The organism is uncultured Clostridium sp. (assembly GCF_947036855.1).
Taxonomy (GTDB): Bacteria; Bacillota; Clostridia; order Clostridiales; family Clostridiaceae; genus Sarcina.
Window position 1 is genome coordinate 22,131 of the sequence record NZ_CAMQRY010000008.1, and the last position, 16,121, is coordinate 38,251.

The 16,121-nt window shown below is 29.2% G+C and carries 13 protein-coding genes; 3 read left to right on the plus strand and 10 right to left on the minus strand.

From position 1 onward, the window contains the following. Positions 1-55 precede the first annotated feature (55 nt). The 8 genes from murB to Q0V15_RS02380 form a co-directional block, all read right to left on the minus strand. Positions 56-973, minus strand: a complete 918-nt coding sequence (gene murB / locus Q0V15_RS02345; protein ID WP_297435614.1) for a UDP-N-acetylmuramate dehydrogenase — start codon at positions 971-973, stop codon at positions 56-58. Positions 974-1,075: 102 nt separating this feature from the next. Then, positions 1,076-2,956: an excinuclease ABC subunit UvrC gene (gene uvrC / locus Q0V15_RS02350; RefSeq protein ID WP_297435616.1), complete on the minus strand. Its 1,881-nt coding sequence runs from the start codon at positions 2,954-2,956 to the stop codon at positions 1,076-1,078. A 131-nt stretch (positions 2,957-3,087) separates the two neighbouring features. Next, entirely contained in the window at positions 3,088-4,725 is a 1,638-nt protein-coding gene (locus Q0V15_RS02355; protein ID WP_297435618.1) for a penicillin-binding protein 2, read from the minus strand. 2 nt (positions 4,726-4,727) lie between these two features. Continuing rightward, positions 4,728-5,954, minus strand: a complete 1,227-nt coding sequence (locus Q0V15_RS02360) for an FtsW/RodA/SpoVE family cell cycle protein (RefSeq protein ID WP_297435620.1) — start codon at positions 5,952-5,954, stop codon at positions 4,728-4,730. Between the two features lie 13 nt (positions 5,955-5,967). Beyond that, positions 5,968-6,516: an FHA domain-containing protein gene (locus Q0V15_RS02365; protein WP_297435621.1), complete on the minus strand. Its 549-nt coding sequence runs from the start codon at positions 6,514-6,516 to the stop codon at positions 5,968-5,970. Between the two features lie 249 nt (positions 6,517-6,765). Further along, a complete protein-coding gene (uvrA, locus tag Q0V15_RS02370; RefSeq protein WP_297435633.1) occupies positions 6,766-9,591 on the minus strand; it encodes an excinuclease ABC subunit UvrA in 2,826 nt (941 codons plus the stop codon). A 354-nt stretch (positions 9,592-9,945) separates the two neighbouring features. After that, the gene (locus tag Q0V15_RS02375) at positions 9,946-10,500 is read right to left on the minus strand and encodes a hypothetical protein (RefSeq protein ID WP_297435622.1); all 555 of its coding nucleotides are present in this window, start codon (positions 10,498-10,500) and stop codon (positions 9,946-9,948) included. A 142-nt stretch (positions 10,501-10,642) separates the two neighbouring features. Then, the gene (locus Q0V15_RS02380; RefSeq protein WP_297435624.1) at positions 10,643-10,960 is read right to left on the minus strand and encodes a hypothetical protein; all 318 of its coding nucleotides are present in this window, start codon (positions 10,958-10,960) and stop codon (positions 10,643-10,645) included. Between the two features lie 223 nt (positions 10,961-11,183). Here Q0V15_RS02380 and Q0V15_RS02385 point away from each other — a divergent pair, with 223 nt between their 5' ends. Then, on the plus strand, positions 11,184-12,164 hold the full coding sequence (locus Q0V15_RS02385; protein ID WP_297435635.1) for a diaminopimelate dehydrogenase: 981 nt from the start codon (positions 11,184-11,186) through the stop codon (positions 12,162-12,164). 158 nt (positions 12,165-12,322) lie between these two features. Then, a complete protein-coding gene (locus tag Q0V15_RS02390) occupies positions 12,323-13,282 on the plus strand; it encodes an ROK family protein (protein WP_297435625.1) in 960 nt (319 codons plus the stop codon). 40 nt (positions 13,283-13,322) lie between these two features. On the opposite strand, the gene Q0V15_RS02395 is transcribed toward Q0V15_RS02390, so the two are convergent. Next, the gene (locus Q0V15_RS02395; protein WP_297435627.1) at positions 13,323-14,150 is read right to left on the minus strand and encodes a D-alanyl-D-alanine carboxypeptidase family protein; all 828 of its coding nucleotides are present in this window, start codon (positions 14,148-14,150) and stop codon (positions 13,323-13,325) included. 306 nt (positions 14,151-14,456) lie between these two features. Then, positions 14,457-15,479, minus strand: coding sequence for a tyrosine-protein phosphatase (locus tag Q0V15_RS02400; protein ID WP_297435629.1), 1,023 nt, complete (start codon positions 15,477-15,479; stop codon positions 14,457-14,459). Between the two features lie 197 nt (positions 15,480-15,676). Here Q0V15_RS02400 and Q0V15_RS02405 point away from each other — a divergent pair. Next, positions 15,677-16,121, plus strand: a 445-nt coding sequence (locus tag Q0V15_RS02405) for a hypothetical protein (RefSeq protein ID WP_297435631.1), incomplete at its 3' end; no start/stop codon positions are given.

The window sequence follows — 16,121 nt, forward strand, 5'->3', positions numbered from 1 at the left end:
CTACATATATGCTAAAATTAGCTTAATATATAAGGATACTCTAATGCTTTTTAAATTACTTGTCTTTTCCTATTATTCTAACCTCAGTATGTAAGTCCACACCAAAATTTTCTTTAACAGTGTCTTGAACATGCTTTATAACATCTAAGATGTCTTTAGCTGTTGCTCCACCTTTATTAATAACAAATCCTGAATGTTTTTCTGACACACAAGCTCCACCAATTCCAAAACCTTTAAGTCCTGAATCTTGTATAAGCTTGCCTGCAAAATAACCTTCTGGTCTTTTAAATGTACTTCCTGCTGAAGCATATTCTAAAGGTTGTTTATCTTCTCTTTTCTTAGTTAAATCATTAACTCTATCAATAATTTTACTAGTCTCTGCCTTTTCTAAAGCAACTGTTGCTGTAAGAACTATATATCCGTATTTCATAATAGCAGAACTTCTATAATCAAGCTCTAACTTATCTTTGTCTAAAATAATTATATTTCCATCTTCATCTAAAACTTCGGCACTCTTCATTATGTGAGACATTTCCCCATTATAAGCTCCTGCATTCATAAATACAGCTCCACCTATACTACCTGGTATTCCACATGAAAACTCTGCTCCTGTTAAAGAATTTTCTACAGCTTTTTTTGAAACATCTTTAAGCATAGCTCCACAATCAGCCTTTATTTCATTCCCATTTACTTCTATCTTATTCATTTTTTCAAGTTTTATAACAACTCCATCTATACCACCATCTTTAATTAAGATGTTTGAACCATTTCCTATAACTAGGTATGAAATATTATTTTCTCTACAAACAGCAATTATTTTTGCAACTTCATCTGGTGTTGATGGAGTTACTAATATATCTGCTGGACCTCCAACTTTAAAACAAGTGTGTTTACTCATTGGCTCATTTAAAATTACATTTTCTTGACCACAATATTCAACTAATCTCTCTTTAAACTTCCCATATTGGTTCATGGATACAACTCCCTATCATTTATTATCATTTTTTAGTATATTTTATATTCCCTTTCTTATCAAGCATTTAAGTGTTATTTTATAGAATTTTTATAATTTTCACTATTTATTATTTTGATTATTAATCTCAATAAAGAATTTCATTATATTTTCCGCCGAATTTTTGTCAATTGATGGAGTTTCTAGTAATTCTTTCATTGTAGCACTCTTTATACTATCTATACTACCAAACTTAATTAAAAGTTCTCTTCTTCTTTTAGGTCCAACTTGTGGAATTTCATCTAAAATGGAATTGAAAGTTGTTTTATCTCTAAGTGACCTATGATATGCAATCGCATATCTATGGACTTCATCCTGTATTCTTGTTATCATATGCATAAGCTTTGAAGTTTTTCCTACTGAAATTTCTAAACCATTATAAATAATACCTCTAGTTCTATGATTATCATCTTTAACAAGACCACAAACTGGAATATCTATATTAAATTCTTTTAAAACATTTATAGCTACATTAACCTGTCCTTTTCCACCATCCATCATAATTAAATCTGGAAAAACACAAAACTTTCCTTTAGAATAATGAAGTTCATTATCTGTAATACCTTTAATTTCAACAAGACCTCGTTCAAATCTTCTACTAAGCACTTCTCTCATACTATCATAATCATTTGGACCATGAACTGTTTTAATTTTAAATCTTCTATAATCTGAATTCTTAGATTTTCCATTTTCAAAAACAACCATAGTTCCAACAGAATCTACACCTTGTATATTAGAAATATCATAAGCTTCTATTCTATGCGGTGACATATCTAGTGATAAAATATTTTGAAGTTCTAGCATAGCTGTCTCATTACTTATTTTATCTCTCATTATCTTATCTCTAAATTGATTTAAAGTTTCCTTTGCATTTTGCTCTACCATTTTTAAAACTTCTTTTTTCTCACCTTTTTGTGGAATTTTAATACTAACTTTTCTTCCACTTTTTTCAGATAAAAACTCCTCTAAAACCTCTATGTCTTCAATATCTGAAACGTATATGTTTTTAGGTATTTGGGCTGTTCCTCCATAAAAACTCACTAAAAATTCATGTATTGTAGCTGCTTTGGTCATTGCCGCTGTATCCTCTACCATAAAATGCTCTCTACCATATATTTTACCTTCTCTATGAAAGAAAATTTGAATAGATGTATTTTTACCATCTGAATATAAATCAATATAATCTTCATCTCCAACCTTCGGAGTTATAATTTTCTGCTTTTGTGAAATAGTTTCAATAGCTTTTAATCTATCTCTAAGTGTTGCCGCTTTTTCAAATTCTAAACACATAGCCATCTTTTCCATTTCTTCTTTTATTTCATTTACTATATTCTTATTTTTCCCTGAAAGAATACTTATAATTTCTTCAATCATTTTATTGTAATCATCTTTAGAAACAAGTCCATCTTCAGGTATTTTACAAAAATGAAGCTGAAACCCAGAATTAACATCTATAAAATCGCCTTCTATTTTACTTGCTTTAGGAGATGTTCTTACTGGAAATAACCTTCTTATAAGGTACATAACTTCATTAACTGCATGCACATTTATATAAGGACCAAAATATTTAGAGCCATCTCTAATATATTTTCTAGTAACAAATATCCTCGGATATTCTTCATCAGTTGTAATTTTAATAAAAGGGTAAGATTTATCATCTTTTAAAAGAATATTATATCTTGGTTTATACTTTTTAATTAAAGTACATTCTAGTAACAGAGCTTCTATTTCTGAATCTGTGACTATATACTCAAATTCTGCAATATTAGAAACCATCTTCCTAACTTTTTCTGCATGATTTTTTGAATTTTGAAAATACTGTCTTACCCTATTTTTAAGTATTTTTGCTTTCCCTACATAAATAACTTCACCAAGTGAATTTTTCATTTGGTAAACTCCTGGTTTATCTGGCAATACTTTTAACTGATGTGCAAAATCAAACATATCTCACTCTCCCTATAATATACTTTCCCTTATTTTACAATTCTAAAAATATATAGTCAATTCCATCTAAATCCTAATATTTTAATTTTAATTTATAAAAAAAGCCAGATGAAAACATCTGACTTTTTATATTAAATCCCTACTTGATCTAGGTAATTTTTAACTATTTTATAAGCTATTTTAGCTCCTACTACAGAACCTGCCTGACCATTTACAACCTCAACTGCAACTGCAATCTTTGGATCTGATGCTGGCGCAAAACATACAAACCAAGCATTAGCTTCAGCTAATATTTGACCTTGTGCATTTTCTTTTTGAGCTGTTCCAGTTTTTGAAGCTATTTGATACTTAGGGTCCATATAACTCCAAACTCCTGAAGGTTGCCCTTCTCTTTGCTCTGTAACATATCTCATATCTTTTGTTACTGTTGCAGCAACTTCTGGTGTTGTAACAGTTCTAAGTTGTTTTGGCTCAAACTGTTGAACAACTTGACCTCTACTATTTATGATTTCATTAACCATTGTAGGCTCCATCATAACACCTTTATTTGCTATTGTAGCTGCTACCACTGCCATTTGGAATGGAGTCGCTGTAGTTTCCCCTTGACCTATAGCACTTTGAGCCATAGCCCCCTTACTATAAGCATTTAATGTTGGGAAGTTACACTGCCCTACATAGAATCCATTAGTAGGTAGAACTGAGTTAAAGCCATAAGCTTCTGCTGTTTTTCTAAGCGCTGTATTCCCAAGTTCCATACCAATTGTACCAAATACAACGTTACTTGAAACTGATAATGCTCTAGCAAGTGAAATCTTACCAAATGCTCTCCAGTTTTCATTTGGAAGAGTATAGTCTCCTATTTTAACACTTCCCTTGTCATCGAATATTCTATTTTGAATATCTGGTATATTTTCAAGAGCTGAACTTATAGTTACTGTTTTGAAAACTGAACCTGGTGCTGATGGGTTATGAGTTGCATGGTTGATTAAACTTTTATTTGGTTTCCCAATAGCTTCATCTGCTGCAACTTGCTCCATCTCTTTTTGAATATCATTAGCATTAAACGTAGGTTTTGAAACCATCGCAAGTACTGCACCTGTTTTAGGATTTAAAGCAACTACTCCACCTTCTTGACTTCCAAGAGCTGCCCAAGCAACTTTTTGAAGTGGTGTATTTAGAGTTGTAACAACACTATTTCCAACTTGTGGTGATAAGTCTTTACCTCTATTTGCAAATGTTTCTTTAAGACCATATGTTTTAATATACTGAGTTAATGATAATGGATCATAAGTTGTTAACTCATTATTATAAATTTCTTCCATCCCTGTATTTCCATATCTACCGCTTGCATATCCTATAGCAGCTGAATATAAATCCCCATAAGGATATAATCTTTTTTGATTGAAAGCATCAATTCTTTCACTCTCTGCGATTGGTTGCATTTCACTATCATAAATACTACCTCTTAATACATGATTGCTTTTCATCATTACAATCTGATTTGCAGGCATTTTATTTATTTCTGGTGCTTTAAATAAGTAGAAATATGTTATATATCCTATTAATCCAACTAATAGAAGTAAGTAAACCACCATGATAGATTTGATATTTTTTTCTGTATCATATTTTTTAGCCCATTTCTCATCATTTGGTAGATTACTTATGTCATTAGTTGAATTATGTCCATCTTTAGATTTTACAAGACCTAATAAACTATCTTTTAAACTTTTTTTATTCTTATCATTTTTATTATTTTTGTTTTCACTCATATTTAATGTCTACCCTCCTCTGATATCTTTTGTAGCGAGCCTAGGGCAAAGAACATTGTAAGCATTGATGTTCCACCATAACTTACAAGTGGTAATGTTATACCAGTTAAAGGTATCAAGGTGAATATTCCTCCTATGATAACTAGAACTTGCACAACTATAAGTGTACTAAATCCAACTCCACAGAGTTTTGAAAATCTATCTTCTGAAACAAGTGAAGCTCTCATTCCTCTATAGAATAGTAAGAAATATAAGAATAACATTGCTATTGAGAATATCATTCCAAATTCTTGACATATTGCTGAGTAAATAAAATCAGTAGTAACAAATGGTACTGTACTTGTTATTCCTTGACCAAGCCCCTGACCAAATGGTCCTCCAGCTGATATCGAATAGAATCCCTGAACAATCTGATAACTCTTACCTGATGCATATTCCCAAACATGTAACCATATTACAACTCTTTCTTTTACATGTGGGAAAATAAATGTTGCTACAGTTGCACCAATTATAAATAATAATAGTCCAACTACTATATACTTTTTATTGGCGGTTGCCATATATAGCATAGTTATTGATAATATGAAGAATAGTAATGCTGACCCAAGGTCACTTTGAAGTACCATAAATCCAATAGATAATGCTACTATAATTCCTGGTTCTACTAATTGTTTTAAATCATTTAATACACCTTTTTTTGCTTCATAGTGCATAAACACTGACGCAAGATATAATATAATAAATAATTTCCCAATTTCTGATGGTTGGAATGTAAAACTTCCAAGTCTAATCCAGTTTTTAGCTCCATTTATATTAGTACCAAAAACTTCTGCCATAGACATAAATATAATAGTTCCTACCATATATATGTTTTTATATTTTGCAAATTTTCTAAAGTTAGGCATTATTATAACAATCAACATATATCCTGTAATACCTACACAGAACCAAACTAATTGCTTAACTGCAGTTTCTATATTTATAGAGTATAATATTGCCATTCCTATAACTGCAAGTACGGATGCTAAAATAAATATATATTTATCTCCATCTGGATAGAATTTTCTTATAATATAATGCGAAAATCCTATTACTACAATTATTACAGCTGCCATAACAAATGCCATCTTGTCTACTGGCGCTTTTAAAAGTGCTAAGTTAGTAAAAAGACCTATACACAGTAAATATACTAGTCTTAAAAGCCTTTTTTCATACTTAATAGTATTCATAAATCCACCTCAATTATCCTATAATCTTAAAAACAGTACTGCCTAATCTAATACTATCATTTATGCCAATTCTGATTTTCCCTGAAACTCTTTGCTCATTAACAAATGTTCCATTCGTACTGTTTAAGTCTTCTAATATAACAGTATTATCTTTAACATAAATTCTCGCATGATTAGAAGATACAAACTTATCACTAAGAACTATAGAATTTTCTTCCTTTCTTCCTATCGTTATTGTGTTTCTCATTGGAATAACTGTTCCAGCTTTATATTTACTACCTGTAAATGTACTGTCTACTTTTAATCCAAACGATTTTTTTTCTTCTGTTTGTGGTCTTTTAGTTGTGTTTACAACTTTTATCGGCTTTTCAATCTTCTTTTCTTCAAATTTAGATTTATTAACCTTAGCTACTGGTTTTTCTTTAACTTTTTCATTAGTATTATTCTTATCTTTTCTACCTACATCCTTAGACATAATTTTAAGTGAGTATAAAATTATTAGGATAAGTATAACAACAAAGAATATGTTAAAACCAAAACCCATTAACTTATTTAAATCCATAATGTCACCTCTACATTTTTTATTTGTATAATGATACTAGTTTAGTCTTATATTATATATTGATTATACACTAAAAAAATTACATCTTTATATTTTATAACGTATTTTCTTAATATATATTTAATATTTCATTCATATTTAACTTTAAATAAAGCCTTAATATTGAATTTCTTCATAAAATAATATAATAATCCTTTATTTTTTAATAGAGAATTATTATATTACTTTTTTATTTTGAAATTTATATATTTACTTTAAATACTTAGTTAAATACTTACCTGTATAAGACTCTGACACTTTTATTATTTCTTCTGGAGTTCCAGTGGCAATTATCATTCCACCTTTATCTCCACCTTCTGGACCAAGATCAATTATATAATCAGCACACTTAATCATATCTAAGTTATGCTCTATTACAACTACAGAGTTACCACCCTCTACTAGTCTTTGTAATATCTTAATTAACTTGTTTACATCATCTATATGAAGACCAGTTGTTGGTTCATCTAAAATATATAGAGTTTTTCCTGTACTTCTTTTAGAAAGTTCAAATGCAAGTTTGATTCTTTGAGCCTCACCACCTGATAATTGTGTAGATGGTTGACCAAGTCTTATATATCCAAGTCCTACATCCATTAAAGTTTGTAGTTTCTTATGAATTCTTGGAATATTTTCAAAGAATACTAAAGCATCCTCTACTGTTAAATTAAGTACATCAGCAATATTTTTACCTTTATACTTAACATCTAAAGTTTCTCTATTGTATCTTTTTCCCTTACAAATTTCACATGGAACATATACATCAGATAGGAATTGCATCTCTATTCTTATAATTCCATCACCACTGCAAGATTCACATCTTCCACCTTTTACATTAAATGAAAATCTTCCTGGTTTATAACCTTTCATTTTTGCATCTGTTGTTTGTGAAAATAAATCTCTTATAATATCAAATGTTCCTGTATAAGTTGCTGAGTTACTTCTTGGTGTTCTACCTATTGGACTTTGATCAATTTCAATAATTTTATCAATATGCTCAATTCCCTCAATAGATTTATGCTCTCCTGGAATAAGCTTTGATCTTTTATTCATCTTTGATGCAAGACCTTTATAAAGTATATCATTTATGAGCGTACTTTTACCTGAACCTGAAACTCCTGTTATCATTGTTAAAACTCCAAGTGGAATTTTTGCAGTAACATTTTTCAAATTATTTTCTTTTGCTCCTACAATTGATATAAAGTTCCCATTACCTTCTTTTCTCTCTTCTGGTAATATAACAAACTTTTCGCCTCTTAAATATTGCCCAGTTAATGACTTCTTACTAGCCATTATTTCATCAATTGTCCCAACAGCTATAATTTCACCACCATGCTCACCAGCTCCTGGTCCTATATCAACAATATAATCTGCTGCTCTCATTGTATCTTCATCATGCTCTACAACAATTAAAGTGTTACCAACATCTCTAAGTTTTTGAAGTGTTTCTATAAGCTTATCATTATCTCTTTGATGAAGCCCTATTGATGGCTCATCTAAAATATATAATACACCCATAAGTTGTGATCCAATTTGCGTTGCAAGTCTTATTCTTTGTGATTCTCCACCTGATAGTGTTCCTGCTGTTCTTGCAAGGTCTAAATAATCCAATCCAACATTAATTAAAAAGCTAAGTCTTGACTTAATTTCCTTAATTATTTGTTCACTAATTATTTTATCCTTTTCTGAGAATTCAATCCCTGTTATAAATGCAAGTTCATCTCGTATTGGAAGTTTTGTGAAATCATATATATTAATTTCACCAACTGTAACTGCAAGACTTTCTGGTTTTAGTCTAGCCCCTTTACATTTAGGGCATTTATTATCACTCATATAATTTTCTATTTCTGTTTTCATATAATCAGAACTTGATTCCATATAACGTCTTCTTAAATTATTTACTTCACCTTCAAATGAATGATTATAAGTTTTAGTTACTCCCTCTTTTGTATACGTAACTAATAATTTTTCATCAAGACCAAATAAAAGAACATCCTGTACTTCTTTTGATAATTCCCCAAATGGTGTATCTAAATCAAAATCAAATTTTTCCATAAGTGATTTTAAAATTGCAAAAGTCCAAGAATCATCCTTGAATCTTCCATCACCCCAACTACTTATAGCTCCACCTTTTAAAGATAAACTTTTATCTGGTACAACAAGTTTTGGATCTATCTCTAAAAGTGTCCCTAGTCCATCACAAAAATCACATTTTCCAAATGGTGAGTTAAATGAAAACATTCTAGGTGCAAGTTCCTCTATACTAATTCCACACTTTGCACAAGCAAAATGCTCACTATATAAAGTATCTATTCCATCTACAATATTTACTATAACAAGTCCTTCAGCAAGTTTTAAAGCCATTTCAAGAGAATCAGATAATCTTCTTTCTATTCCCTCTTTTACAACAAGCCTGTCTACAACTGCCTCTATACTATGTTTTTTATTCTTTTCTAAATTTATTTCATCTTCTGTTAAATCAAAAATTTCTCCATCAATTCTAGCTCGAACAAATCCATTTTTCTTGATACTTTCAAGAATTTTCTCATGTGTTCCTTTTCTACCTCTAACAACTGGTGCTAAAAGTAAAATTTTTGTTCTATCCTCAAGTCCCATTATTCTATCAACAATTTGGTCTACTGATTGCTGCGTAATTGGGTCTCCACACTTTGGACAGTGAGGTTTACCTACTCTAGCATATAAAAGTCTCAAATAATCATAAACTTCTGTTACAGTTCCTACTGTTGACCTTGGATTTCTTGAAGTTGTTTTTTGATCTATTGATATTGCAGGTGATAAACCTTCAATAGACTCTACTTCTGGTTTATTTACTTGTCCGAGAAACTGTCTTGCATATGCTGATAATGATTCAACATATCTTCTTTGTCCTTCTGCATACAATGTATCAAATGCTAATGATGATTTTCCTGAACCTGAAAGTCCTGTGAAAACAACTAGTTTATCCCTTGGAATTTCTAGGTCTACATTTTTTAAGTTATGTACTTTAGCACCCTTAATTATAATCTTGTCCTTCATCATAAATTCTCCTTATATTAGCTTTTTAAAAGCTAAATTGTAGCTTTTTTTATTTCTAAGTATCAATTTCAAATCAAAAGTTAATTACTATCATTTTAAGTCCCTATTAAAAATGTGTCAATTTTTTTTAAAATTTTGCTAATTCCTATTAAATTCTCCAATTATTTTACTAGGAATTCTAATTATACCCCATTTTTAGTATTTCTCTAACTTGTCCTTATAATTCATCTTATTTTCATTTAAAAATAAAAAAAAGATATATCACAAATATTGTTACTAAATAATATAAAATGCTTACTTAAACTTTATAAGCATTTTATACTACAAATTCCAAATTATTGTGATATACCTCTTTTACTTCTTCTTTAAAATCATATAACTAAATCTACTATCTAATAAATACTTACTAACTTTCACTATTTCAAATGTTTCTGGCATAATTTCTTTTAAATCAGCTTCTGTAAACAAGTTAAGCATTACCCCACCGAGTAAAAGTTCTCCTTCTCCATCACAGAAGAAATGAAATGCCTTACCACCCTCTTCTAATAAATTAGCTTGATTTACTAATGATTCTTTAAGTTCCAAAAGTGTCATCCTATTTAGAAATTTATTTGTAAATATACAGTCAAACTTCTTATCTAAATCAAGCTTCACATCATCACAATTAGATATTAAAGCATTTTTATTCTTTTTCTTATATATATCAATTAAATGCTGAGATGATTCAATAGCAACAGTATCATACCAAGTATCAAGCACTTCATAATCTTTTCCATCATTTAATCCTATATTTAAAACTTTCGCATTCTTTTTTAAATAACTTCTCAGAATAAGTGCAACCCTACCATCATAATTTTTATGTCTTTTAAGAAACTTTTCTACTATTTCTATGTTTTCAAAGCAATTCATATATGTCACGCCCCTTAATTTCTACTTCAACTATTAATGTAACATCTACTTATTAATACAAAACCAACTTTTATTAAATTTTTTCCAAATAAAAAAAACCAGTACAAAATTTTAATCTGCACTGGCTATTATTATTATTTTATTACTCTATACTAAAATCTATTTCTCCCATATCACTAACTGCAAAAATGTTTAAATTTATTTCTTTATCATATTCATTATTAAAATCTTTTTCTATCATATACTTCTGTTTGTTCCCATTTTTATCTCTGTGAACCATAAGTAGCTCTGTTGTATAATCTATATGCTTATTTGGTATATCAACTGTTTTTACATCGTGACCTTTAACTCTTTTCACTCCACCTGGGTACTTACAATTTTCATACGTAAAAATTAAATTACCAATTTCTCGATCACTTCTGTTATTTATTTTTATTACCGGAAAAATTCTCTTTGTCAAAATAATACCCTCCTAAAATTTAATAACTTCTCTTATACTATATATATATTCTACAAATCTTAATTAAAACCTTTTCATAAAAGAAAAAAAGTTTTTTTTTAACATTTTGCTCATTGTTTTCTTATTTTTTTTAAAAATTCATCTATAATGGTTATTATTTAAGCTTTCCTGTGATAAAATAATGATATTCAAAGTCATTAAAAAAATTTTAGGAGGGCTATAAATTATGAGTAAAATTAGAATTGGTATCATTGGATACGGAAACTTAGGTAGAGGTGTTGTTGCTTCTTTAAAACTTAACCCTGACATGGAACTTAAAGGAATATTTACAAGAAGAGATGCAAATTCAATGGAATCTAATGGATTACCTATGATAAATATTTCAGAACTTGCAAATTACAAAAATGAAATAGATGTTATGATTCTTTGTGGTGGTTCTGCTACAGACCTTCCAGTACAAGGACCTATGGTTGTTGAAATGTTCAATACAGTTGATAGTTTTGATACACATGCTAAAATCCCAACATACTTTGAGTCAATTGATAAAATTGCTAAAGAGTCTGGAAAAGTTGGACTTATATCAGTAGGTTGGGATCCAGGTTTATTCTCACTTAATAGATTACTTGCTCAATCAGTTTTACCTAGTGGTACAGATTATACTTTTTGGGGAACAGGTATAAGCCAAGGTCACTCAGATGCTTTAAGAAGAATCGAAGGAGTTGCTGATGCTAAGCAATATACAATTCCTAAAGATGCTGCTTTAGAATCAGTTAGAAATGGTGAAAACCCTACTCTTTCAACAAGAGAAAAACATGCAAGACTTTGCTATGTTGTTGTTAAAGATGGAGCTGACAAAGCTAAAATTGAAAATGAAATAGTTACAATGCCTAACTACTTCTCAGATTACGATACAGAAGTTAAATTTATATCAGCTAATGAGTTACAAGAGAAACACTCTGGAATGCCTCATGGTGGATTTGTTATAAGAACTGGAGAAACAAGTGAAGGAACAAAACAAAAAATTGAATTTTCACTTGAACTTGATAGTAACCCTGAGTTCACATCAAGTGTTTTAGTTGCTTATGCAAGAGCAACTTATAGATTATCTAAAGATGGTGTTTCAGGTGCTAAAACAGTATTTGATATCCCATACGGTCTTCTTTCACCTAAGTCTGCTGCAGAACTTAGAAAAGAATTACTTTAGAATTTAATTATTAGTTAAATAGAATGTTTAAGTTTAGAATATTTTCTATACTTAGACATTCTTTTTTTATGCCTAATTTCACAAGTATAAATCTGTATAATTTTCAAATTAAATGTATTATAATATATTTATAAAATTATATTTTAAGGGGTGTTTAGATGAAAAACTATGTTATAGGTATCGACCTTGGTGGTACTAAAATAAGTACTGCCATTTCCGATTTAAATGGTAACGTTTTAAATATGTATACTAAAGAAACAGAGGCAAAACTTGGTGAAAATAAAGTTATAGAAAATATTATATTAACAATAAATACTGTTTTAAATAATAGTAATACTACCCTTATTGATATTGCATGTATTGGTATTGGTTGTCCTGGACCTCTAGATATTAAGGCAGGTACTATTATTTCAAGCCCTAATCTTCCGTTTGACAATTTTGAAATAATTAAAGAACTCAAAAAATCTTTTGATATTGATTTTTATTTAGATAATGATGCTAATGTAGCTACTATTGGAGAATATGTTCTTGGTGCTGCTAAAGGGTTTGATAATATTGTCTATGTAACAGTCAGCACAGGCGTTGGTGGTGGTGCCATTATAAATGGAGAACTATATAGAGGTTCTACATCTAATGCTTTAGAGGTTGGGCATATGACACTTGACCCACTTGGTCCTGTATGTGGATGTGGAAATACTGGTTGTCTTGAAGCTTTTTCTTCTGGAACTGCTATTGCAAAAAAAGCTAATGACCTACTTAAAACAGATGTTATTACAAGTCTTAGAAATTATGAAACAGTAACTTCTTTTGAAGTTTTTAAAGAGTATAAAAATAATGATGCTATTTCAATTAAAATAATTGATACTGCTTTAACTTATCTTGGTATTGGAATTGCAAATATAATTACAACATTTGACCCATCTATGGTTATAATTGGTGGTGGAGTTTCTAATGCTGGTGATATATTATTTGATAAAGTACGTAACATTGTCAAAGAAAGAAACTTTAAAGTCATGAGTGATAACTGTAAAATTGTAAAAGCAGGTCTTGGAACAGATGCTGGGGTTCTTGGGGCTGTTTCACTTGCTATTTTAGAATATAGAAAAAAAGATATTTAAATAAAAAAAGTGAGATTTCTAATTGAAATCTCACTTTCTTTTATCCTACTGAATCATTATTTTCTTCTAGACTTTCATATATATCTTCTAAAACAAGTTCTTTCTTATGCATATACTTACTAACCTCTTCACCAACAAATCTAAAATGCCATGGTTCATATGCATATCCTGTTGTTTCAACTCTTTCTTCTGGATACCTTAATATAAATCCATATTTATGAGCATTTGCTGCAAGCCATTTCCCTTCTTCTGTATCTTCAAAACTTTCCTCTAATCCAAATCCCATACTCTTTGTTGAAATATCTGCTGTAAGTCCTGTTTGATGTTCACTATGTCCTGGCTTTGCCATATATTTCTCTGTATGCTCTTTACCTCTATTTTTCATTGAATTGTTAAATATTTCATATTGATAGTCATAAGACCTATATCCACTTACAAGATACATAGTTTCAAGTCCCTCAACCTTATCTGCATCTGCAAACATCTTTTCAAGTGCAACACCTGCATCATCTCTTAAATGACTCTGCTGATATTCTGCTGGATATACAAGCGGTACTTTAGGTACAACTAAATCATCTGGAATATAATTTTCTCCAAGCATTACATCTTTATTGCAAAGTATTACTAAATCATCTTCATTCTCTTTAACTGTATTAAATACACTTTCTGTTTCCTCATCTAATAATTTATCTACTTCTTCAGCCTTTGTAGTTTCACTATTTTTAATTACTTTATTATCTTTTATACTAGCTTTACTGCTATTATTATTCACTATATTTCCTCCTTCATTAGCATATATAGCTACTCCACCAATAACTAATATTCCACTAACTATTAAAGTTCCTATTTGTACTTTTTTATTACTCATAAAATCAAAATTCATGCTTCATTTCACTCCCTTAATATATATTACTAATTATATATCTTTTTTCATATATTTGGCATAACTTCTAATATTTTTAACCTTTACCATATATATTATTCATATAATCGATAATTTCTTATAATAATCACCATAATATAATTTATGAAATGCTCTTTGTACTATTATTAGAATAACTATCCCAGTCCAATACTTTCTCCTTTCACATTCGAGCTATTATTTAATAATATTCATTAAACTTTCTAAAAATAACAATAGCAAGGCATTATATAGCCTTGCTGTTGTTATATCTTAATATAAATAATATTCTTTTAATTCTTTTATCTCTTTCTCTGTAAGAGAATATTCTACTTTAAAGTATTCATCCAAATCATCATATTTTGTAAGTATATATTTAAATGTAGCATCAAAATACTCTTCTTTAACTTCCATCATAAAACTAAATATTTCTTCACTTTCTTCTGTTACCATAAATTGTTTAAATCTATCTTTAACTTTATCATTGTATAATTTTCTATAAAAATTACTTGCTAAGTAATCATTCTTAACTACATCCATATCAACTCCAAGTAAAAGTAATATAAGTGCTGAACCAATCCCAGTTCTATCCTTACCAGATTTACAATGTTGTACAAATGGTATATCCTTATCTTCTTTCATCATATCTATCATTTTCTTAAATGCTTTGTTTTCAAAAACCATAGACTCATATCCAGTAATCATAAACCTAGTCGGATCCTTCATTTGTGGTATCTTATCTAAATTCTTAAATAAAAATTCCATATTGAAATTCCCCTTCATACTTTCATCATCATCTTCTAAAGTTCTCATTGCAGGAGCATTAAAATACATAGCACCTTTAATTTCTAAATCTTTTTCATACTCTGCTTCACCTTTTGCTCTGAAATCTAAAATTCCTTTAAGCCCTAAATCCTCTAAATATTTTATATCTTCATTAGTTAAAATATTTAAAGCATCTGAGCGATAAAATTTATTCCACTTAACTCTTTTATCATCAGCAGTTCTAAAACCACCTAAATCCCTAAAGTTACAACTTCCTTTTAACGGTAACTTTCTTTCTGCAAAAATTTCATCCTCATATCCATCCATTTTTACTATGAAATATGTTCTTTTCCCTATAACAGGGTCTAATATTTCAATCTCTGATTTATTTGAAGTTATAAGCTTTTTAGTTTTATCATTTATTTCTGCTTTATTACTATAATATATAGTATAACTCTGACCATCATTTTTTATTTTTATAGTAAACTTTTTATCTTTTCTCTCACAACTTATATCTATAAACTTTTTCATATAATCACCTCTTCATTATCTATAATATCACTATTGCTATTGCTATTGCTATTTCTATTTCTATTTCTATGTACTCATTATAATATTTAATTGTTACCACTCTCCCACTGTAAATATTTTCTATTTATAAAACTTTAATTGTTATCCCTCTTTATAACTGGTAAAATATGTATATATTATTTAAAAGGAGATTGACTATGAATAGTAAACTTACTAAACAACAAGCCAGTGCATCTATGAAAGGTTTTTATCCAAATTTATGCCTTATTTTTTTCCTAGTTACACTAATTAGTCTTATAATTAATTTAATTATTTCTGGAATGCCAATACTTTCATTTTTTATATCTATGTTTCTTGGTTCTTTTCTTTCTTTAATTCCATTACTTGCAGTAAAAACTATATTTGATTTTGGAAGAAAAGCTAAATTTTCTGACTGTGTACCAAACTTTACGCAGTACTGGAAAATACTTGTTATAAATCTTTTAATTGGTTTCATATCTGGATTTTTTATAATTTTTGGACTTGTACCTTCTATAGGATTTTTATTTTTTAGTATTCTAACGACTGCTCATAACCTTACTATTGTACTTGTTATAATTCTATTTATTCTCTTAGTACTTTTACTTATTACTCTTGGTTCAT

Bases quoted from the DNA above. Each gene is read 5' to 3' on its own strand.
- murB (WP_297435614.1), bottom strand. From the start codon at position 973: ATGAACCAATATGGGAAGTTTAAAGAGAGATTAGTTGAATATTGTGGT.
- uvrC (WP_297435616.1), bottom strand. From the start codon at position 2,956: ATGTTTGATTTTGCACATCAGTTAAAAGTATTGCCAGATAAACCAGGA.
- Q0V15_RS02355 (WP_297435618.1), bottom strand. From the start codon at position 4,725: ATGAGTGAAAACAAAAATAATAAAAATGATAAGAATAAAAAAAGTTTA.
- Q0V15_RS02360 (WP_297435620.1), bottom strand. From the start codon at position 5,954: ATGAATACTATTAAGTATGAAAAAAGGCTTTTAAGACTAGTATATTTA.
- Q0V15_RS02365 (WP_297435621.1), bottom strand. From the start codon at position 6,516: ATGGATTTAAATAAGTTAATGGGTTTTGGTTTTAACATATTCTTTGTT.
- uvrA (WP_297435633.1), bottom strand. From the start codon at position 9,591: ATGAAGGACAAGATTATAATTAAGGGTGCTAAAGTACATAACTTAAAA.
- Q0V15_RS02375 (WP_297435622.1), bottom strand. From the start codon at position 10,500: ATGAATTGCTTTGAAAACATAGAAATAGTAGAAAAGTTTCTTAAAAGA.
- Q0V15_RS02390 (WP_297435625.1), top strand. From the start codon at position 12,323: ATGAAAAACTATGTTATAGGTATCGACCTTGGTGGTACTAAAATAAGT.
- Q0V15_RS02395 (WP_297435627.1), bottom strand. From the start codon at position 14,150: ATGAGTAATAAAAAAGTACAAATAGGAACTTTAATAGTTAGTGGAATA.
- Q0V15_RS02400 (WP_297435629.1), bottom strand. From the start codon at position 15,479: ATGAAAAAGTTTATAGATATAAGTTGTGAGAGAAAAGATAAAAAGTTT.